Here is an 18,966-nt window from a genome sequence, read left to right as displayed (position 1 = left end):
GGAATTCAGATGAGTCTCGCCTTGTTCGACCTGTCCGGCAAACGGGCATTGATCACCGGATCGTCCCAGGGGATCGGATTTGCACTCGCCCGCGGCATGGCGCAGGCCGGTGCGGAAATCGTCCTGAACGGGCGCGACGGCGCAAAGCTGGCAACGGCGGCCGAAACGCTGAAATCGGAGGGTTTCAAGGTCACCGCGCTTGCCTTCGATGTGACCGATCACGACGCTGCAAGGAAGGCGGTTGACGATTTCGAGGCGGGTACGGGCGCTATCGATATTCTTGTGAACAACGCGGGAATGCAGCACCGGACACCGCTTGAGGACTTTCCGGCGGATGCGTTCGAGCGGCTGTTGCAGACGAATATTGCCTCCGTTTTCAACGTCGGGCAGGCCGCCGCGCGGCACATGATCAAGCGCGGACAGGGAAAGATCGTCAATATCTGTTCCGTCCAGACCGCGCTCGCACGTCCCGGCATTGCGCCCTATACGATGACCAAAGGCGCCGTTGCGAACCTGACCAAGGGTATGGCGACCGACTGGGCCAAATACGGCCTGCAGTGCAACGGCCTGGCTCCGGGATACTTCGATACCCCGCTCAACGCGGCCCTCGTCAACGATCCGGAATTCAGCGCCTGGCTGGAAAAACGGACACCGGCCGGCCGGTGGGGCAAGGTTGAGGAACTTGTCGGAACCTGCATCTTCCTGTCCTCGGATGCGTCGTCTTTCGTCAATGGAACCACGGTCTTTGTCGACGGTGGCATCTCGGTGTCGCTGTGACGGCAGCCTACGTGATCATGGGTGTGTCCGGGTGCGGTAAGAGCAAGATCGGACAGGCATTCGCCACCGCGGCAGGGGCTTCGTTTTTCGATGGCGACGATCTTCATCCCGCGGAAAACATTGAAAAAATGAGCCGCGGGGAGCCGCTGAACGACGCCGACCGGGAACCCTGGCTGGACAAGGTGGGTGGCCAGTTGGCTGAGGCAACCGGGCCGATGGTGATTGCGTGTTCGGCGCTCAAGCGAATTTACCGCGAGCGTATCCGCGCCAGTGCCGGAAAACCGGTCACCTTTTTGTATCTGGAAGGCACACGCGAGGTCTTGAGCGAACGCATGAAGCATCGCGACGGGCACTTCATGCCGGTCGCGCTTCTCGACAGCCAGCTTGCGACGCTGGAGCCGCCGGAGGCCGATGAACTGACGGTCAAGGCGTCGATTGATCAGTCTCCCGACGCGGTGGTCGAGGAGCTTCTTCTGGAACTTCAAAGGGAAGCAAAATGAGTGAAAACGTCGCCTTGATAGGCGCGGGCGCCATGGGTGGTGCCATTGGAACGCGTCTTCTGGAAACCGGCAACAGGTTGTGCGTCTTCGATCTCGACAAGGAGAAGGTCGATGCGCTTGTGGCAAAAGGAGCGGTCGCCGCCTTGTCTGCAGCCGACGCGGCCTGGCAGTCCGACTTTGTCATCACGAGCCTCAATTCGGCGCGGATCGTGGATATTGCCGTCTTCGGCGACAACGGTGTTGCTGCAGGTGCAAAGGACGGCACGCTGGTGATCGACATGTCGTCGATTGATCCTGAAGCAACCAGGGCCCTCGCCGAAAAGGCGACGGCCAGCGGCATTCGCTGGGTGGACAGTCCCCTGTCCGGTGGCGCTCCGAAGGCGTTGATCGGTGAATTGACGCTGATGGCGGGTGGCCTTGAAAAGGATGTTGTCGACGCCCACAAGGTGCTCAGGCACGTCAGCTCGAATTATACGCATATGGGCCCCTCCGGTGCCGGTCAGACGACCAAGCTGATCAACCAGGTGCTGTGCGGGCTGAACTTTCTTGCGGTTGCCGAAGCGACTCAACTCGCACTGGATTCCGGTGTCGATGCCGCCAAGATCCCGACGGCGCTCAAGGGCGGGCGCGCCGATAGCGCTCTGCTTCAGGAATATATGCCGCGCTACGTGGAACGCGATTACCGCCGCACAGGCAGGATCGACAACATGGTCAAGGATCTCAACGGCGCGCTTGATCTTGCGCGCGTGAACAATACCGCCATGCCGCTGACGTCGCTTTGCGCGGAAATCCACAGAATGCTGACGGCGGCCGGACTTGGTGGCGAAGACGAGGCGGCGCTGATGGAGTTTTTCAAGGGACCCGACAAGGAGCAATTCAAATGATCACACGGTTCGCCTTGTTTGAAGGCAGTGTCAAATCCGGCAAGACGCCCGAATTCCGGGCTGCCGTTACCGAACGGCTTGTGCCGCTCTGGCGTCAGTTTCCCGGAAACAGCGATGTCAGGGTCATGTTCGGCGAAGACAGGGACGAGGGCGCTCCGGAGTTCCCGCTCATCCTGGCCATCACCTATCCGGACAAGGAAACCATGGCTGGCGCGCTTGAGAGCGATGCCAGGAACCAGTCGCGGGAAGTGACGGGTGAAATCGTCTCCGAATTCTTCGATGGTCGCATTCATCACCATGTGACCGAGGCGAACGAATACACCGGATAGACATGGAACGGGCATCATGCCGGCAACTCCAAATCCTGTGTGTCTCCCATGCGGGTCCTTCGCTGCGATTGCAGCGTCGGGCCCGTTTTGCGTATTTTGGGGCAACAAGAATCGTGTGAGGGATGAATGCAGCGCGCTGTAACGATGAAGGATGTTGCGCAACAGGCGGGTGTGTCCGTGATGACGGTCAGCCGCGCTTTCAAGCAGCATGCTTCCGTGGGTGAAGAGACCAGAAAGCGGATCCTCAAGATTGCCGAAGACCTCGGATATGTCTTCGACAGCAACGCGGCAACGTTTCGTTCGCAAAGAACCGGCTTCGTTGCCGTGGCCATTCCCTCCATCAACAATGCCAACTTCGCCGACACGGTCGGTGCGATGTCGGAAGTTCTGAAGGCGGCGGATCTGCAGGTCCTTCTGGGCTACAGCAACTACGACATTCAGGAAGAAGAGGTTATCGTTGAGCAATTCCTGCGGCGGCGGCCTGAAGCAATTGTGCTGACAGGGGGACGGCATACCGAGCGCACGCGCCGTCTGCTCGACCGCGCCAATATCCCGGTGATCGAGACCTGGGATCTGCCGGAAGACCCGATCGGTCACGTGGTCGGATTTTCCAATGCCGCGACGATGCACGATCTGGTCGGACACCTGGTCGCAAGCGGACGCGAACGGATCGCGTTTATCGGCGGCGACACGGACGGGGATACCCGCGGCGCTGATCGCAGACGCGGCTTCATCCGGGCCATGGAAGACCGGTCGCTGGCTGCCGACCGGCTGATCGGTGCAGGCGATCCTCCGATTTCGATGCGCGAAGGCGCGGACGCAATGTCGCTGTTGCTGAAGAAGCACCCCGACACGCAGGCTGTCATTTGCGTTTCGGACCTGTCGGCGTTCGGCGCTCTCACCGAATGCGCCCGCAAAGGCGTGAGGGTGCCGGAAGATGTCGCTGTTGCGGGCTTCGGAGCCTACGATATTTCATCCATTTGCGTGCCCACCCTGACGACGGTCAATCCGCATCCGGAGGAAATCGGCCGCAGGACCGGAGAATTGATCCGGACCTTGCTCAGAGGCGAGGGGGGCGGCGACGGAGCCCCGGTCCAGATCGGCATAGATCCGCAGTTGAGCATTGGCGAATCCAGCGCCTGAGCTGTCTGTAACAAAGTCCGTCAGACCGTGTCGCCGGGAACAAGCCTGAAGCCGACATCGCTGACGGCCTTGGCCGTGTCTCCCGATATCTTCAGAAGCAGGTTTTCCGCAGCGAGCTGCCCGATACGCAGATGGTTCACCTGCACCGTGGTCAGACGATACGGCAGGACCGAGGCAATCGGCAGTTCTCCCCAGCCGGCAATGCCGATATCCTGCGGGATGCGGATGTTCTGGGCCTGGCAGAAGTGAACCGCACCGATCGCCATATTGTCGTTCTGAAAAAATATGACTTCGACATTCGGGTCGGAGGAGAGCAGCTGTTCCGTGCCGTAAAATCCCGGATAGAAGCCGGGAATATCGTTCAGGCAGAGTTGCCGGGTGAGTTTTCCGCCGCCGTCCTCAATGGCTTTTGCATAGCCGTTCAACCGGGATGTCGCGGCATTTGCCGCGTCGTGGGACGTGCCGACATAACCGAAGCGCGCATAGCCTTTTGACAGGAGAAAGCGGCCCATGTCATAGCCGCTGTCGAAATGGTTCAGCCCGACGCTCATGTCGATCGGGCTCGAATTCAGGTCCCAGATCTCGACCAGCGGAATGTTTGCTCCTTGCAGGAGCTGCACGGCGCGGGGCGTATGCGCCCGCCCGGTCAGGATCAGGCCGGCCGGTTTCCAGGACAGCACGGTCTCAATCCAGTTCTCTTCCTCACCCAATTCATGCTGTGTCATGCCGAGAACCGTCTGGTGATTGAAGCTGACGAGTTTGCGGTCGATCCCCTCCAGAACATGGGTGAAAACCTCGTTGCCAAGATCGGGAATACTGACGCCGACAAATGTCGTGCTTTTGTCGCCGGCAAAGACCGTCGCGATCCGGTTGGGCAGGTATCCCAAGCGCTCCACTTCGGCCATGACCTTGACCCGGGTCTTTTCCGAATAGCCGCCTTCCTCGCGCAGGACCCGGCTGGCGGTCATTTTTGAGACGCCAGCCGCCTTGGCGACCTCAGATAGGCTTATCTTGTTGGTTTTGCTTGCGATTTCAGATCTCGTTAATTTTTACGTTATCGATAACTTTTTTATTGACTTCGATATGTGACAGGCGGATGATAGTCCTACGTTACCGGTAACTCAACTCCGTCAGCACAACAAGGCGGACATGTGAGGCCAGGTGGCGGTCGGGAGGAAACCAGTGCCAGGCAGTTTGAAAAACCGTCTCTTCTTTGACGGCATTCAGAAACACTTTGGCGGCACCTATGCCGTTCGCGATGTTTCGCTCTCGATCGATCGGGGCGAGATTGTCGCGCTTCTGGGTGAGAACGGCGCGGGCAAATCCACCCTCATCAAAATTCTGGGCGGCATCCACAAGCCGGATGCCGGCCGTGTCCTGATAAACGGCGAACCTTATGAGCACCGGCCCGGCGGTTTCGGGCAGCGTCAGGCTGTGGCGTTCATCCACCAGGATCTCGGCATGATCGAATGGATGACTGTTGCAGAGAACATGGCGCTTGCTCTGGGCTTTTCGAAAAATTTCGGGCTCATCAAGTGGAATGACGCGGAGGCCTTTGCCGCTGAAGCGCTTGCCAAGGTGGGCTGCGATTTCTGTCCGACAACGCGGGTTCAGGACCTTTCGCGTACCGAGAAGTCGCTTGTTGCGATTGCGCGCGCGCTTGCCGTCGACTGTGATTTTCTGGTCCTCGACGAGCCGACAGCATCGCTGCCGACCGACGAGGTCGCGCGGCTGTTTGAGGCGCTTCGTCCGCTGCGCGATCGCGGCGTCGGCATGATCTACGTTTCTCACCGGCTGGATGAAATCTTCCAGATCGCGGACCGAGTCGCGGTGCTGCGTGATGGCGAACTGGTCGGCGTGCGGGCTATCCAGCACACGACGACCGAAGAACTCGTGCACATGATTGTCGGGCGCAAGACCCGGCAGGTGAGCAAGCTGAACGAGGCAAAGGGCGAGCCGGTTCTGACGGTCCGGGATCTGAAGACCCGCTCGACAGGCCCGGTCGATTTCACGCTTCACCGCAACGAACTTGTCGGTCTGGTCGGCCTGCGCGGCGCAGGGCACGAGGAAGTCGCCCGTGCGCTTTACGGTCTCGGGGAACATGCGGGCGATATCGACCTTGCGGGGATCGGGAAACCCGATCTGCGTTCGCCGAAGACGGCGCTTGATTCAGGCGTCGGGCTTGTTGCGCGTGACCGCACGGAAGAATCTGTCGCGATGCCGCTGACGATCCGCGAAAACACCTTTCTCAATCCCGAGGCGACCGGGCGCGGCCTGTTCTCGATCCTGTCACCGGGGGAGGAAACACGGATGGCCGAGGAGATCGGCCGTGAGGTCGCTCTCAGCCCGAATGACCAGACCATGGCGATCGAAGCCCTTTCGGGCGGCAACCAGCAGAAAGTGGTGATTGCCCGCTGGCTGGCGACCAAACGGAAGCTTCTGATCTGCGAAGATCCGACCGCCGGTGTCGATGTCGGCGCGAAGGCGGAAATCTACGCTCTTTTGAACAAGGCGCTTCTTGAGGGGGTCGGCATCTTGCTGGTGTCGACCGACTTCGAGGAAGTCGCAACGATCTGCCACAGGGCAATCGTGTTCAGTCAGGGAAAAATTGTCGGCGAGTTGGCAGGAACCAAACTCTCGACCGAGAACCTTATCCAGGCCGCGTCGGCCAGTAACGTCGCTGCTGCTTGAGGAACTAGATAAATGCAGTCACTTGAATCCAATGCTCTGGAACCAACCAAGTCGGAAATCGAAGGTCTTTCGATCCGCGGCAAGCTGCTGCGTTTTCTGCCCGTCTATGGTCTGGTGATCCTGACGCTGTTGCTCATCCTTCTGTTCTCGGTGCTGTTGCCGAAAACGTTTCCGACGCTGCTGAACCTGAGAGCGCTCATTTCCGACAAGGCCATCATCGCTCTGCTTTCGCTCGGGGCAATGATTCCGATGGCTGCCGGCCGCATCGACCTGACCGTCGGCTACGGCATCGTTCTCTGGCACATTCTCGCGATCAGCCTGCAGACCCTGCTGGGTATTCCGTGGCCTATGGCCGTGGTCATCGTGCTGATGCTCGGAGCCATGACCGGCTTCTTCAACGGTCTTCTCGTCGAGGTGGCCAAGATCGACAGTTTCATCGCGACGCTGGGAACCGGTACGGTGCTCTACGCGATCGCGCTCTGGCATACCGGCGGCCGCCAGATGGTCGGCGTTCTGCCGGACGGGTTCTATGCCTTGAGCACGACATTCGTGTTCGGCCTGCCGATCACCGGCTACTACCTGATCGCGATCACCGTGTGCATGTGGCTGATCCTCGAATACACGCCGGTTGGCCGCTATCTTTACGCCATCGGCGCGAACCAGCGCGCAGCCCAGCTCAACGGTATTCCGACGCGCAAATATGTGATCGGCGCCTTCATGGCTTCCGGCACGATGACCGCGCTGGCTGGCGTCCTGCTCGCCTCCAAGCTCAGGATCGGTCAGGCAAGCGTCGGACTTGAATTCCTGCTGCCTGCGCTGGTCGGCGCGTTTCTCGGGTCGACGACAATCAAACCCGGCCGCGTCAATGTCTGGGGCACGGTCGTCGGTGTCGCGATCCTGGCCGTCGGGATCTCCGGCATCCAGCAATTCGGCGGCTCTTTCTGGGTCGAACCACTCTTCAACGGTGTCACGTTGCTCATCGCAATCGGCATCGCAGGCTATGCGCAGCGCCGGAAAGGTGCAGCGAAAAAGTAGATTTTTTGCAAAGGGAGGAAACTATGCAAAAACGCGATTTTCTGAAGACAGTCCTGGCGACAACCATGCTTGCAGGCCTTGGCTGGCCGGCCTTCGCCGAGACCGCCTGGGACGGCCCGACATCCGGACCGGCAGCAGCCGACGGCAAGACCGTCGTCGTTGTCGCAGCCGATCTGAAGAATGGCGGCATCCTTGGTGTGACCAATGGGGTTGAGGAAGCTGCGGCAAAGATCGGCTGGGACGTCAGGGTTCTTGACGGTGCCGGCTCCATCCAGGGCCGCACGGCCGCCATCGGACAGGCGCTTGCCCTGCAGCCCGACGGGATCGTCATCAACGGGTTCGATGCCGTGGAACAACAGGCGGCGCTGGAAGGCGTTGCCGCGGCAAGCATCCCCATGGTTGCCTGGCATTCCGGCCCGAAAATCGGGTGTGATGCCCCGGGCGGCATTTTCGCCAACATTTCGACCGACGCGATGACGGTTTCCGAGGTCGCCGCAAACTGGGCGATCGAAGACGGCGGCAAGGATATCGGCGTCATCATTTTCACCGATTCCACCTACCAGATCGCCATCGACAAGGCCGACCGCCTTAAGGAAACGGTCGAGGCTGCAGGCGGCACGGTGCTTGAGTATGTCGATACGCCGATTGCCGACACGTCGACCCGCATGGGACCGCTGACGACCAGCCTGCTGCAGAAATACGGTGACAGCTGGACACACGCGCTGGCGATCAACGACCTTTATTTCGATTTCATGGGTCCGGCACTGGCATCCGCCGGGATCTCGGCTGCGGACGGTCCGCAGGCCGGTTCCGCGGGAGATGGTTCCGAGGCCGCCTTCCAGCGCATCCGCACCGGCGGATATCAGACCATCACGGTTGCCGAACCGCTCAATCTTCAGGGATGGCAGTTGGTCGACGAACTCAATCGTGCTGTCCAGGGTGAACCGTGCTCCGGCTATGTCACCTCTCCGGCGCTGGTCACGCAGACAGGTCTTGAGAAAATGGGCGACAGCAACGCGTTCGACCCGGACACGCCATACCGCGAAGCGTACTCCAAGATCTGGGGCAAGTAAGTCTTCGCAAACAGGTCGCCTGGAGCAGCCCCAGGCGACCTGATGACTGAACGAAACTGAGTAGCAGAACATCTCTTCGGCGCGGATTTCCGCGGACAGGAGAGGTCTGGCCAAAACACAGAGTGGAAACATGTCTTCCGGCGAGCAAAATTCCGATCCCCTCGTGACGATGCGCAACATCTCCAAACGCTTCGGCGGTGTGCACGCGCTGACACAAGTCGATCTCGATGCCTATGCAGGGGAGGTTCTGGCGATTGTCGGCGACAACGGCGCCGGCAAGTCGACCCTCATCAAAATTCTCACGGGCGTCTACCAGCCGACCGAGGGCGAAATCTTCGTCGGCGGCAAGAAGCTGACGATGAACAGCCATTCGGATGCAATCGACGAGGGTATCGATGCCGTCTACCAGACGCTTGCGCTCGCCGATCATCTCGACCCGGCGTCGAACATGTTTCTCGGCAACGAACTGACGCGCTCGTTTCTGGGCATTACCGTGCTCGACAACAAGCGGATGCGGTCTGAAACAGAACGGGTCCTGTTCGAGCGTCTCGGTGTCCGGCTTCGCTCGCTCGATGTTCCCACGTCAAGCCTGTCGGGAGGCCAGCGCCAGGCCGTAGCGATTGCGCGAGCGGTCTATCACGAGGGCCTCAGGGTCCTCGTGATGGACGAACCCACGGCGGCGCTCGGACCTCAGGAAACCGCGAGGACGCTGAAACTCATCAAGGCTCTCAAGGCGCAGGGTCTCGCGGTCATCCTGATTTCCCATTCGCTCGACGATGTCTTCGAAGTCGCGGATCGGGTTCATGTTCAAAGGCGCGGCAGATGCGCCGGTGTCGTTCATGTTTCGCAAAGCTCGCAGCAGGACGTTCTCGCCCTGATCGTGGGCGCGGAAGAAGCGGCATAAGGGGGAAAAGATGACAACGGCAGCACAGTCAAACGGACCGACGCGGTTTTCCGAGAGGATTGAACCGTTCCTGGCGATCATCGGCCCGATGGTGATGATCCTCGCCATTCTCCTGTTCATGGGTGTCGCGGAACCGGCGCGATACTTCCGGCTTTCGAACCTCAATCTGATCCTGCTGGATGCGGCGCTCTACATGCCGATGGCGATGGCCATGACCTTCGTCATCACCCAGCGCGGAATCGATCTGTCGATCGGCTCCGTAGCCGCCCTGACGTCGATCATCATGGCGTTTCTGATCAAGCAGTACGGGTTTCCCGCGCCTGTGGCGATCATCATCGCGCTCCTGCTTGGTGCAATCTTCGGCCTGATCAACGGTCTGGTGATCACCAAGTTCAAGGTTCCAGACCTGATCGGTACACTTGCGATGGACCTTGTCTACAGAGGCTTCGCCCTCGTCATCGCAAAGGGGCTGGTGCTTGCGCGGTTCCCGGAAATCATGACGGAAATCGGCCGCGGCCAGATCCCGGGCTTCATTCCGGTTCCGGTTGTCATCGGCCTTCTGACGATGGCCCTCGGCTACTGGCTCCTGAAGAAGACCTATTTCGGCCGCTACACTGTTGCGATCGGGTCCAATCCCGAAGCGGCGGAAATGACCGGTATCGCAGTCGATCGCTACAAGATCTATGCCTATGTCCTCATGGGGGCCTGCGCGGCGCTGGCCGGTGTCATGCTGACCGGCAAGCTCAACGCCATCCAGGCGACGTCCGCGCCCTATTTCAACCTTCATGTCATCGCGGCTGTCGTGGTCGGCGGGACGTCGCTCTTCGGCGGACGTGCCTCGATGCTCGGCTCGCTCGCAGGGGTGCTGCTCCTGTCCATGATGATCAACGCCCTGGTGACGCTCCGGATCGAGTTTTTCTGGCAGTCGGTCGCGTCCGGCGTGGTGATCGTGTCCTCGGTCGCGCTTTACACCTGGCTGCAGAAAAAGGACCGCGATGGCGCCAAGGGCATTCTGGATGCGCTGAAGACGCCGGAAAGCATCAGGCTGCTGCGCCTGTCCGGCGGTCTGATCGCAGCACTTGCACTTCTTCTTCTGATTGGAACTCTGCTCGCCGGTGCACCCGTTGCCAGCGGCTGAGTTCCCATACCGCGGACTTCATCAAAGGGAGGAATTTGAGATGAAACTGCTGAAATCTACACTTTGCGTCCTGCTGCTGACCGGTACGAGCGCTCTTGCACAGGGCAATCTGCCGCTCAAGGAACTGCCGGGTCATGCCGACAGGGACTACTGGGTGCCCGGCGAGGTGAATGCCGAAGGCAAGCTGGAAGCCCTGCAGGCCGTTGTCGGATCCGAGGGCGTCAAGTTTTCCGGAACACAGGACAAGCCGGTCGAGATTGCCTTGATCTACCCGTCTGCCGACACGTCCGACTTCTGGGCCCGCAACTATCTTGCGCTGACAAAGCGGCTTGAAGAGCTGGGGATCGAGTTCAACACGACCGAGTTTGCCAGCCGCCAGATCGAGCATTCGCTTCAGTCGACCTATGCCAACCAGGTTCTGCAGGATGGCGATATCTACGACTACGTCATCTTCGGCCCGTCCGAACTGGCAATCCAGGCCGACAACATCGACAAGCTGGCCGGCAATGACGACTTCAAGACCTATGTCTGGGCGTTCCACACGCCGCTCAAGGACCTGAAGAACCAGCCGGACGTCTGGTTCGACTTCTCGTCGGCAGCGGGTGCCCTGACCATGTGCGACTACATGCTTGAGCGGCTCGGCAACGGCGTCACCATGGCCATGAACCGGGGCATTCCCGGCATCACGGACAACCAGCGCTCGGGAGACTTCAAGGACTGCGTCATGGAGAAGGGCGACTGGAAAGTCGCTTACGAGCACTACGGCGAATATCAGCGTGAAGGCGGATATGAAGGCACAAGCCTGATTCTTCAGGCCTATCCGGAAGCCACGATCATCCACAACGCCAACACCGCCATGGCGATGGGAAGCGTCGAGGCCCAGATCGCGGTCGGCAAGGAAAAGGAGGTCTTCTCCACCGGATGGGGCGGCACCGGTCTTGAGCTGGATGCGATCCGCCGTGGTGAGCTGGATGCGACCCCGATGCGCATGGGCGATGATGTCGGCGCGGCAACGGCCGAAGCGATCAAGGCGGACCTTGAAGGCCGGGCGGAGGAACTGCCGCTGGTCTTCCTCGGCCGGATCACAGTTGCTCATGACCAGATGAGCGCGGAAGAACTCGACGCCCTGCAGACGGAAGCCTTCCGGTTTTCCGGTGTCGGTGCGCTTGAGCGATAAAAGTCAGCACGTTCTACCGTCTGGTTGGTCCTGGATTGACCTAACGGTTTGATCGGACGTGCAAAATGGAGCGCTACCGGTATACTCCTCGCCGGTAGCGCGACTTTTTTGAGCCCAGGGCTCTGAACGGGGATATCGAATTGGCAAGGGACGGCGGAAAACAGGGTCCGGTCACCATGCGCGATGTGGCGCGGGCCGCGGGCGTGTCCCGCATGACCGTTTCGCGGGCGTTGCGGAAGGACAGCCCCGTTTCGCTGAAGACACGCGAACATATTCTCAAAGTGGTTCGGGAGATGAACTACGTTCCCGACCAGATGGCAGGCAGTCTGACAACGCGCAAATCCGGCTTCGTCGCAACGCTGCTTCCTTCACTGAACAACCTTCACTTTGCCCTGACCGTTCAGTCTCTTACCGAAGAACTTGAAGACATCGGTTTGCAGATCCTGCTCGGACATACCGACTATTCGGCCGCGCGGGAGGAAGAAATCCTGGAAGCAATGCTTCGGCGCCGTCCGGAGGCAATCGTGCTGTCCTATGACGGTCACACCAAGCGGACCGTGGACCTCATGCGCGAGGCGAATGTTCCTGTCATCGAGATCTGGGAAACGCCCGAGAACCCGATTGAGCACACGGTGGGATTTTCCAATTTCGAAGCCGCCCGCCAGATGACGCAACAGCTCATCGGATCAGGCTATGAGCGGATCGCCTTTCTGGGGGAGGGGCAGGACGACTGGACACGTGGCGCTGCCCGGCGGAACGGATATCTCAAGGCGATGCGCGAAGCCGGCCTTTCATCACATCGCATGTTCCAGTACGGCATTCCGCCGTTGACGATCGAAGCCGGGTCGGAAGCGGCCGGCCAGATACTCAAGGCCTATCCGGATACGGATTGTGTCTTCTGCGTGTCCGACATCGCAGCGTTCGGTGTTCAGAGCCGTCTGATTTCGGAAGGATACAGAGTTCCGGATGACATCGCTGTCGCCGGCTTCGGAAATTTTGAAGTGTCGCGTTTCGCGGTGCCGAAGCTCTCAACCGTTGTGGTCGATCCGGTGCGGATCGGAAGTGAAACCGGCAAGCTTTTGAAAAAGCTTCTCGTTCCCGATCCATCCCGAGACTTTCCCGCACAGCAGATCCTTGTACCGGCCGAGGTTGAATTCCGCGAAAGTACCTGATTGCCGCACGCGTTCCGGATCCAGATGAAAATTTAATAAAATTTCTCTTGTTACCGATAACATATGTGATACTGTGACCGGTAACAAATTGGAAATGTGACCGGTCACATAGCGCTTGCACCGTCATCAGGTGCCCCGGGGAGGAAAAATGCCGCGCATCAGACTTGAAAACCTCGTCAAGCGATACGGGAACTTCGAGGTGCTTCACGGCATCAATCTGGACATGGAGGAGAATGAGTTCACCGTTCTCGTCGGCCCATCCGGATGCGGAAAATCCACCACGCTGCGCATGATTGCCGGGCTGGAAACTGTCAGCGACGGCGAGATCTTCATCGACGACAAACCGGTCAGCAACCTTGAGCCGAAGGCGCGTGACCTCGCGATGGTGTTCCAGGATTACGCGCTTTACCCGCACATGAATGTTGCCCGGAACATGTCTTTTGCTCTGCGGCTTCAAAGGCGTCCGAAAAAGGAGATCGACGAGAAAGTCGGCAAGGTGGCCGATATGCTCGGACTGACGAATTTCCTGCACAGAAAGCCGGGTGAACTGTCCGGCGGGCAAAGGCAGCGTGTAGCGATGGGCCGTGCCCTGACCCGGGACGCAGGTACCTTCCTGTTTGACGAACCCCTGTCGAACCTCGATGCGAAACTGCGCGGCCAGATGCGTGCAGAGCTGGCGCTGATGCGCCAGAAAGTCCGCAAGAACATGATCTACGTCACGCACGATCAGATCGAGGCCATGACGCTCGGTGACCGGATCGTTGTCATGCATGGCGGCTACATCCAGCAGCAGGGAACTCCGGAGGAACTCTTCAAACGGCCCGCCAACAAGTTTGTCGCCGGTTTTCTCGGCTCGCCTCCGATGAATTTTCTGGAAGCCGAAGTCCAGGACCTTTCGGGGCGGTCGTTCGTCAGCGGGAACGGTTTTGAACTGGTTCTCCCGGAGGAAAAGGCGTCGGCGGTCGCGTCTTTGTCTTCCAACGCCATCACGCTCGGCATCCGACCGTCCGACCTGCATTACAGCCCGGACGCGCCGGACCATGAATCCATCGACCTGAAGGTGATTGTCTCCGAGTACATCGGTGCCCAGTCCGTTCTCCTGTGCGATTGCGGCGGCCAGAAGGTCGAGGTCGAACTCAAGTCCGAAACGCCCATTGCCCTGGGTGAAACACTGAGATTTGCGGTCAACAGGGAGGGCATTCACATGTTCGACCGCGAAACAGAGGTTGCCATCAGGTGATCTGAACCTTGCTTCTAAGGGAGGAATGAATGCTGAAATACCTGAAAACGACAGTCTGTGCCGTTGCCGGGCTCGCGCTTGGCGCCACGGCCGCACTTGCGAACCCCTACGAGGAGTTCGCCGGCGAGACCCTTGTCGTCAATTTCCCCGCGCACCCGCATTTTGACGCCGTGATGAAGGTCCTGCCGGAATTCACAAAGGAAACCGGTATCCGGGTCGAAGTCGACCAGCTTCAATACCTGAAAATGCGTGAACGCCAGACTTTGGAGCTGACCAAGAACCGCGGCGATTATGACCTGATCGCCTATGTCGTGTTTTCCAAGGCGGATTACGTCTATGCCGATCAGCTGGAGAACCTTGCGCGCTTCTTCATGAACCCGAAACTGGCCGATCCGAACTACGAGGCGGAAGACCTCATTGACGGGTATGTCGCCAATATCGGTGTTGCCGGCGGCAAGAAGGGATATCTTCCGGGCCCGACGGGATCGCTCTTCGGTCTGCCTTTCGGTTCGGAAACGTCGATCCTCGGCTACCGCAAGGATATTTTCGACAAGCACGACCTGAAGGTTCCTGAAACCTACGAAGAGCTGCTGGAGCTCGTGTGCCTGATCCCGGAACTCGAGCCCGGCATGGGCGGCCTTGCTTCGCGGGCAGCTTCCGGACACCACGCCAGCCACGCGTTCCTGCTGCACCTTGCCCCGCTTGGAGGCCGGATCTTCGATGACGAGTGGAAGCCGATCGTCAACAACGCGGAAGGTGTCCAGGCAGCAGAGGCATTGAAGAAGATCGTCAACTGCGGCGCGGAAGGCTCCAAGACCTTCGGTTTTGCGGAAGCAGGGGCTTCGTTCCTGCAAGGCAATTCGGCAATGTTCCTGGATTCAACCGTCTTTGCCGGCCAGGTCAACAATCCCGACAAATCCAAGGTTGTCGGCCTTGTTGAATGGGCCCCGCATCCGGTTGGTGTAAGAGCCGGTTCCCAGACAGGCGGCTTCGGTATCGGCATTCCGAAAAATGCCCAGAACAAGGATGCGGCGTTCCTGCTGATGCAGTGGCTGACGAGCAAGAAAGCGGACAAGCTGATCGCCATGGCCGGCGGCAACCCGTCCCGCTATTCGACCCACGCCGATGCTGACGTGAACGAGAAGTTCCCGCATATGGCTACCTTCGGCGAAGCACTCAAGAATGCGGATCCCGACTGGCGTCCGATCATCCCGGTCTGGGGCAAGATCAATGCCGATCTCGGCACGACCCTGTCCAAGATCATCACCGAGGACGCACCGGTTCAAGAGTCCCTTGACGGTGTCGCCGAGCGCACACAGGCGCTGATGGATGATGCCGGGTACTACACCTGGACCCAGTAACCCTGACGCTGCCCCGCGGCCTTGCCGCGGGGCTCTCAAAAATCCTCACTGAAAGCGATCCGCAATGAGCGTTGCGATCAAGGCCAATCGGCTGACCCCTTACATGTTTCTGGCGCCGGCAGGGATCATCCTTGTGTTCGCGCTGCTCTATCCGATCGGATACATGGTCTATGCCAGTTTCCTGGACTGGAGCCCGAGCCAGCGGATCGGCCAGGCCGAGTTCATCGGATTTCGGAACTATGTAAATCTCTGGAACGATGATGCCTTTCGCGAGAGTTTCTGGGTGACCATTCGCTTCGCCGCGATCGTCGTGACGCTCGAAATGATCCTGGGTGTCGGCCTGGCACTGCTGCTGGACCGGAAGCTCAAGGGGATGGCGGTGCTGCGCACGGTCTTCATCCTGCCCATGATGATCGCACCCATCGTGGTCGGTCTGATGTGGCGCTACATGTATCACCCGACGGTCGGCATCTTTAACCGCACGCTCAAAAGCTTCGGGTTCGAGGGGATACCCTGGCTCTCCGACAGCACCTGGTCCTTCATCGCGATCGTGATTGCCGATGTCTGGCAGTGGACACCTTTCATTTTCATCCTGGCGCTCGCCGCCATGCAGTCGCTGCCGCGCTCTGCGCTGGAAGCTGCGGAAATAGATGGGGCCAACGAGTGGCAGAAGATCTTCATGATCAAGCTGCCCCTGATGATGCCCGTTCTGATCGTGACGCTTCTATTGCGCCTGATCGATGCCTTCAAGGTGCTGGAAGTGATCCTGGTCCTGACCAACGGCGGTCCGGGTCTGTCCACGGAAATTCTCGCGCTTCGCATCTTCCGGACCGCGCAGGAATTCCAGGAACTGGGTGAAGCGGCCGCCATGTCGAACCTGCTCCTCATGTTGCTGATGGCCCTGACCATCGGAATGTTCTTGTACAACCGCGTTCAGGAAGCCCGTGCCGCACGCCAACGCGCAGCTGCCGAAAAGGACGACACGTGATGTCTGCTCAATCGGAAAAACAGAACCCGGCCTTTTATGCCCTTATCGTTGCGCTGGTGGTGATGAGTGTCGGTCCGATCGCCCTGATGCTGGCAACGTCGTTCAAGACCAATGTCGATGTCTATGATGCCTCGGTGCCGGCCTTCTTCTTCTCGCCGACGATCAAGAATTACGAGACGGTGCTGTGCAACTTCCTCTGGTACGAACCGGAACATGTCGATTATTGCGATCCGACCTTCGGTCGCGCGCTGGTCAATTCCCTGATCGTCGGGCTGATCTCCACCGGGCTGACGCTGACTATCGGCTGCATGGCCGCCTATGCGCTTGTCCGCTTCAAGTTCATGGGCCGCGGGGCCGTCTCCATGACGACGCTTCTCATGCGCATGGTTCCGCCCGCTGTCCTGCTCGTTCCGGTTTTCGGTATCTGGACGTTCCAGTACGGGCTTGACCAGACCTATGCCGGTATCATCCTGATCTATACGGCGATGAACCTGCCTTTCGTGATCTGGATCTTGCAGAGCTTCATCGTGCAGGTGCCGATCCAGCTTGAAGAAGCCGCACGCATGGACGGCGCCAATCCGTTCCAGGTGTTCTTCCTCGTGGTGCTGCCGATCATTCAGCCGGGCCTGGCGGCTGCCGCAATCTTCACGTTCCGCATCGCCTGGAACGAATTCCTCCTGGCGAACGCTCTCTCCGGACGCTCGACACGCACGGTGCCCGTGACGATCGTGAATTCGATCACCGAGTACGACATCAACTGGGGGGTGATCATGGCAACGGGAATGCTGCTGGCGATCCCGCCGATCCTGTTCACGTTCGTTGCCTCGAAGCAGATCATCACCGGCATGACGGCAGGGGCCGTGAAGGGATGATGATGGAGTGGCTGATATCCCCCATGGATGCGGCCAGACCTCATGAAATCGGCGTTGCCTTGTCCTGGCACGCCCGGTTCATGGTCCTGGGCTGGGGCATACTTGCCCCGCTTGCGATCATGATGGCGCGTTTCTTCAAGGTTCTGCCCGGACAGGACTGGCCGCGCGAACTGGACAGCAAGATCTGGTGGCGCAGTCACTGGATCTCCCAGTCCCTTGTTGTGGCTCTATCCGTTGTCGGGCTGGCGCTTGTCCTGATGTCCTCCCAGAACACCGGGACGGCCCTGGTTCATCGGCTGTTCGGCTATTCGGTCCTTGCCCTTGCAATGGTTCAGGCGTTTTCCGGTCTCCTGCGGGGAAGCAAGGGCGGTCCGACAGACAGGCGGGCCGACGGCTCCCTGCGTGGCGATCACTACGATATGACCCGGCACCGGCTGATTTTTGAAGCGATTCACAAGGGTTGCGGTTATCTTGCGCTTGCTCTCATGATCGGGGCGATCGCGAGCGGATTGTGGACGGCAAACGCGCCCAACTGGATGTGGCTTTCCCTTGTCTGCTGGTGGAGCATTCTGCTTGTCGCGTCCGCTTATCTTCAGCGTCTCGGGTGCGCGGTCGATACGTATCAGGCAATCTGGGGGCCTGACCCCGGGCATCCGGGAAACAGGATGAAACAACAGGGATGGGGGACACGGCGGCCCGACTTCCCGCAACAGTCATTTGAAAAGCAACGGGAAACATGATGTTTGGCGTTTTGGAAGGAACCGGTTTTGAAGTCATTGAACCGGAATTTGAGTCCTGTTTTGTCGGTCATGTACGGGTGGAGCGACTGTGGTCCGGAGCGCGATGGTCGGAAGGACCTGCCTGGTTCCCGGCAGGCCGCTATCTCGTCTGGTCCGACATTCCCAACAATCGCATGCTGCGTTGGGACGAAACCGACGGATCGGTTTCAGAGTTCAGGCGTCCCTCCAACAATGCCAACGGCAACACCGTGGATACGCAGGGCAGGCTCGTGACTTGTGAGCACCTGACACGCTGCGTGACCCGGACAGAGCATGACGGCTCGATCAGCGTGATCGCCTCGCACTGGGACGGAAAGCGGCTGAATTCCCCGAACGACGTTGTTGTGAAGTCGGATGGTTCTGTCTGGTTCACCGACCCGTCCTACGGGATCCTGATGGATTATGAAGGCGATCGGGCGGACAGCGAGATCGGCAGCTGCAATGTCTACCGGGTGGATCCGGCAACAGGGGAAGTGGAACTCGCCGCCGACGGTTTCTTCAAGCCCAATGGCCTTGCGTTTTCGGAAGACGAGGAATGGCTGTTTGTTTCCGACACGGGCGTAACCCATGATGACGACGGTCCGGCCCATATCGAGAAATTCAAGGTCGGCAGCGACGGCAGGTCGCTTGTGGACCGCGGCGTGTTCGCGTCCTGCACCGCCGGTCTTTTCGACGGGTTTCGTCTCGACCGGGACGGGCGCATCTGGAGTTCGGCGGCCGACGGCGTTCATTGCCTCAATGCTGACGGTGTTCTGATCGGCAAGGTGCGCATTCCGGAGATGGTCGGCAACGTCTGTTTCGGCGGACCAAAGCTGAACCGGCTGTTTATTGCCGGCACGAGCTCGCTCTATTCGGTCTATCTGAACGTGAACGGTGTGAAGTGAACCAGAAGCCCTGCTGGTC

Annotated in this window: 19 protein-coding genes; 18 read left to right on the top strand and 1 reads right to left on the bottom strand. The window is 59.4% G+C overall.

The features are described from left to right. Window positions 1-9 precede the first annotated feature (9 nt). The 5 genes from RBB49_RS20025 (at window position 10) to RBB49_RS20005 (ending at window position 3,633) form a co-directional block, all read left to right on the top strand. Window positions 10-777, top strand: a complete 768-nt coding sequence (locus RBB49_RS20025) for an SDR family oxidoreductase (protein ID WP_306144659.1) — start codon at window positions 10-12, stop codon at window positions 775-777. Window positions 778-794: 17 nt separating this feature from the next. Next, entirely contained in the window at window positions 795-1,277 is a 483-nt protein-coding gene (locus tag RBB49_RS20020) for a gluconokinase (RefSeq protein WP_306144676.1), read from the top strand. After that, the gene (locus tag RBB49_RS20015) at window positions 1,274-2,161 is read left to right on the top strand and encodes an NAD(P)-dependent oxidoreductase (protein WP_306144658.1); all 888 of its coding nucleotides are present in this window, start codon (window positions 1,274-1,276) and stop codon (window positions 2,159-2,161) included. The genes RBB49_RS20020 and RBB49_RS20015 overlap by 4 nt, the downstream gene beginning before the upstream one ends. Then, window positions 2,158-2,490, top strand: a complete 333-nt coding sequence (locus RBB49_RS20010; RefSeq protein ID WP_306144657.1) for a hypothetical protein — start codon at window positions 2,158-2,160, stop codon at window positions 2,488-2,490. The genes RBB49_RS20015 and RBB49_RS20010 overlap by 4 nt, the downstream gene beginning before the upstream one ends. A gap of 126 nt (window positions 2,491-2,616) precedes the next feature. Continuing rightward, complete coding sequence (locus RBB49_RS20005) at window positions 2,617-3,633, top strand: LacI family DNA-binding transcriptional regulator (protein WP_306144656.1); 1,017 nt, start codon at window positions 2,617-2,619, stop codon at window positions 3,631-3,633. 20 nt (window positions 3,634-3,653) lie between these two features. On the opposite strand, the gene RBB49_RS20000 is transcribed toward RBB49_RS20005, so the two are convergent. Next, on the bottom strand, window positions 3,654-4,643 hold the full coding sequence (locus RBB49_RS20000; RefSeq protein WP_306144675.1) for a LacI family DNA-binding transcriptional regulator: 990 nt from the start codon (window positions 4,641-4,643) through the stop codon (window positions 3,654-3,656). A 172-nt stretch (window positions 4,644-4,815) separates the two neighbouring features. On the opposite strand from RBB49_RS20000, the gene RBB49_RS19995 reads away from it, so the two are divergent. The 13 genes from RBB49_RS19995 (at window position 4,816) to RBB49_RS19935 (ending at window position 18,947) form a co-directional block, all read left to right on the top strand. Beyond that, window positions 4,816-6,324, top strand: coding sequence for a sugar ABC transporter ATP-binding protein (locus RBB49_RS19995; protein ID WP_306144655.1), 1,509 nt, complete (start codon window positions 4,816-4,818; stop codon window positions 6,322-6,324). 12 nt (window positions 6,325-6,336) lie between these two features. After that, a complete protein-coding gene (locus RBB49_RS19990; RefSeq protein ID WP_306144654.1) occupies window positions 6,337-7,359 on the top strand; it encodes an ABC transporter permease in 1,023 nt (340 codons plus the stop codon). Window positions 7,360-7,382: 23 nt separating this feature from the next. Continuing rightward, a complete protein-coding gene (locus RBB49_RS19985) occupies window positions 7,383-8,432 on the top strand; it encodes a substrate-binding domain-containing protein (protein WP_306144653.1) in 1,050 nt (349 codons plus the stop codon). Window positions 8,433-8,562: 130 nt separating this feature from the next. Then, window positions 8,563-9,336 (top strand): ATP-binding cassette domain-containing protein, encoded by a 774-nt coding sequence (locus RBB49_RS19980; RefSeq protein ID WP_306144652.1) that lies wholly within the window; start codon window positions 8,563-8,565, stop codon window positions 9,334-9,336. A gap of 10 nt (window positions 9,337-9,346) precedes the next feature. Next, entirely contained in the window at window positions 9,347-10,474 is a 1,128-nt protein-coding gene (locus tag RBB49_RS19975) for an ABC transporter permease (protein WP_306144651.1), read from the top strand. A gap of 40 nt (window positions 10,475-10,514) precedes the next feature. Next, window positions 10,515-11,651, top strand: a complete 1,137-nt coding sequence (locus tag RBB49_RS19970; RefSeq protein ID WP_306144650.1) for a substrate-binding domain-containing protein — start codon at window positions 10,515-10,517, stop codon at window positions 11,649-11,651. 140 nt (window positions 11,652-11,791) lie between these two features. Beyond that, window positions 11,792-12,823: a LacI family DNA-binding transcriptional regulator gene (locus RBB49_RS19965; RefSeq protein WP_306144649.1), complete on the top strand. Its 1,032-nt coding sequence runs from the start codon at window positions 11,792-11,794 to the stop codon at window positions 12,821-12,823. Between the two features lie 148 nt (window positions 12,824-12,971). Next, window positions 12,972-14,063: an ABC transporter ATP-binding protein gene (locus RBB49_RS19960; protein WP_306144648.1), complete on the top strand. Its 1,092-nt coding sequence runs from the start codon at window positions 12,972-12,974 to the stop codon at window positions 14,061-14,063. 29 nt (window positions 14,064-14,092) lie between these two features. Further along, a complete protein-coding gene (locus tag RBB49_RS19955; RefSeq protein WP_306144647.1) occupies window positions 14,093-15,424 on the top strand; it encodes an extracellular solute-binding protein in 1,332 nt (443 codons plus the stop codon). Window positions 15,425-15,488: 64 nt separating this feature from the next. Beyond that, a complete protein-coding gene (locus tag RBB49_RS19950; RefSeq protein WP_306144646.1) occupies window positions 15,489-16,412 on the top strand; it encodes a carbohydrate ABC transporter permease in 924 nt (307 codons plus the stop codon). Next, the gene (locus RBB49_RS19945) at window positions 16,412-17,284 is read left to right on the top strand and encodes a carbohydrate ABC transporter permease (protein WP_306144645.1); all 873 of its coding nucleotides are present in this window, start codon (window positions 16,412-16,414) and stop codon (window positions 17,282-17,284) included. The genes RBB49_RS19950 and RBB49_RS19945 overlap by 1 nt, the downstream gene beginning before the upstream one ends. A gap of 2 nt (window positions 17,285-17,286) precedes the next feature. Continuing rightward, complete coding sequence (locus tag RBB49_RS19940) at window positions 17,287-18,024, top strand: cytochrome b561 domain-containing protein (RefSeq protein ID WP_306144644.1); 738 nt, start codon at window positions 17,287-17,289, stop codon at window positions 18,022-18,024. Beyond that, a complete protein-coding gene (locus RBB49_RS19935; RefSeq protein ID WP_306144643.1) occupies window positions 18,024-18,947 on the top strand; it encodes an SMP-30/gluconolactonase/LRE family protein in 924 nt (307 codons plus the stop codon). Before RBB49_RS19940 ends, RBB49_RS19935 begins: the two co-directional genes overlap by 1 nt. Window positions 18,948-18,966: the final 19 nt, after the last annotated feature.

The sequence above is a fragment of the Roseibium sp. MMSF_3412 genome (assembly GCF_030733265.1).
In the GTDB taxonomy this organism is placed as follows: Bacteria; Pseudomonadota; Alphaproteobacteria; order Rhizobiales; family Stappiaceae; genus Roseibium.
Note: the sequence above shows the minus strand (reverse complement) of the source record. Positions and strands in the feature narration are given on the sequence as shown.

Excerpts from the sequence above, each read along its gene's own strand:
- RBB49_RS20010 (WP_306144657.1), top strand. The coding sequence starts at position 2,158 with ATGATCACACGGTTCGCCTTGTTTGAAGGCAGTGTCAAATCCGGCAAG.
- RBB49_RS19975 (WP_306144651.1), top strand. The coding sequence starts at position 9,347 with ATGACAACGGCAGCACAGTCAAACGGACCGACGCGGTTTTCCGAGAGG.
- RBB49_RS20005 (WP_306144656.1), top strand. The coding sequence starts at position 2,617 with ATGCAGCGCGCTGTAACGATGAAGGATGTTGCGCAACAGGCGGGTGTG.
- RBB49_RS19940 (WP_306144644.1), top strand. The coding sequence starts at position 17,287 with ATGGAGTGGCTGATATCCCCCATGGATGCGGCCAGACCTCATGAAATC.
- RBB49_RS19990 (WP_306144654.1), top strand. The coding sequence starts at position 6,337 with ATGCAGTCACTTGAATCCAATGCTCTGGAACCAACCAAGTCGGAAATC.
- RBB49_RS19970 (WP_306144650.1), top strand. The coding sequence starts at position 10,515 with ATGAAACTGCTGAAATCTACACTTTGCGTCCTGCTGCTGACCGGTACG.
- RBB49_RS19985 (WP_306144653.1), top strand. The coding sequence starts at position 7,383 with ATGCAAAAACGCGATTTTCTGAAGACAGTCCTGGCGACAACCATGCTT.
- RBB49_RS19945 (WP_306144645.1), top strand. The coding sequence starts at position 16,412 with ATGTCTGCTCAATCGGAAAAACAGAACCCGGCCTTTTATGCCCTTATC.
- RBB49_RS20015 (WP_306144658.1), top strand. The coding sequence starts at position 1,274 with ATGAGTGAAAACGTCGCCTTGATAGGCGCGGGCGCCATGGGTGGTGCC.
- RBB49_RS19935 (WP_306144643.1), top strand. The coding sequence starts at position 18,024 with ATGTTTGGCGTTTTGGAAGGAACCGGTTTTGAAGTCATTGAACCGGAA.
- RBB49_RS19955 (WP_306144647.1), top strand. The coding sequence starts at position 14,093 with ATGCTGAAATACCTGAAAACGACAGTCTGTGCCGTTGCCGGGCTCGCG.
- RBB49_RS19960 (WP_306144648.1), top strand. The coding sequence starts at position 12,972 with ATGCCGCGCATCAGACTTGAAAACCTCGTCAAGCGATACGGGAACTTC.
- RBB49_RS20020 (WP_306144676.1), top strand. The coding sequence starts at position 795 with ATGGGTGTGTCCGGGTGCGGTAAGAGCAAGATCGGACAGGCATTCGCC.
- RBB49_RS19980 (WP_306144652.1), top strand. The coding sequence starts at position 8,563 with ATGTCTTCCGGCGAGCAAAATTCCGATCCCCTCGTGACGATGCGCAAC.
- RBB49_RS20025 (WP_306144659.1), top strand. The coding sequence starts at position 10 with ATGAGTCTCGCCTTGTTCGACCTGTCCGGCAAACGGGCATTGATCACC.
- RBB49_RS19950 (WP_306144646.1), top strand. The coding sequence starts at position 15,489 with ATGAGCGTTGCGATCAAGGCCAATCGGCTGACCCCTTACATGTTTCTG.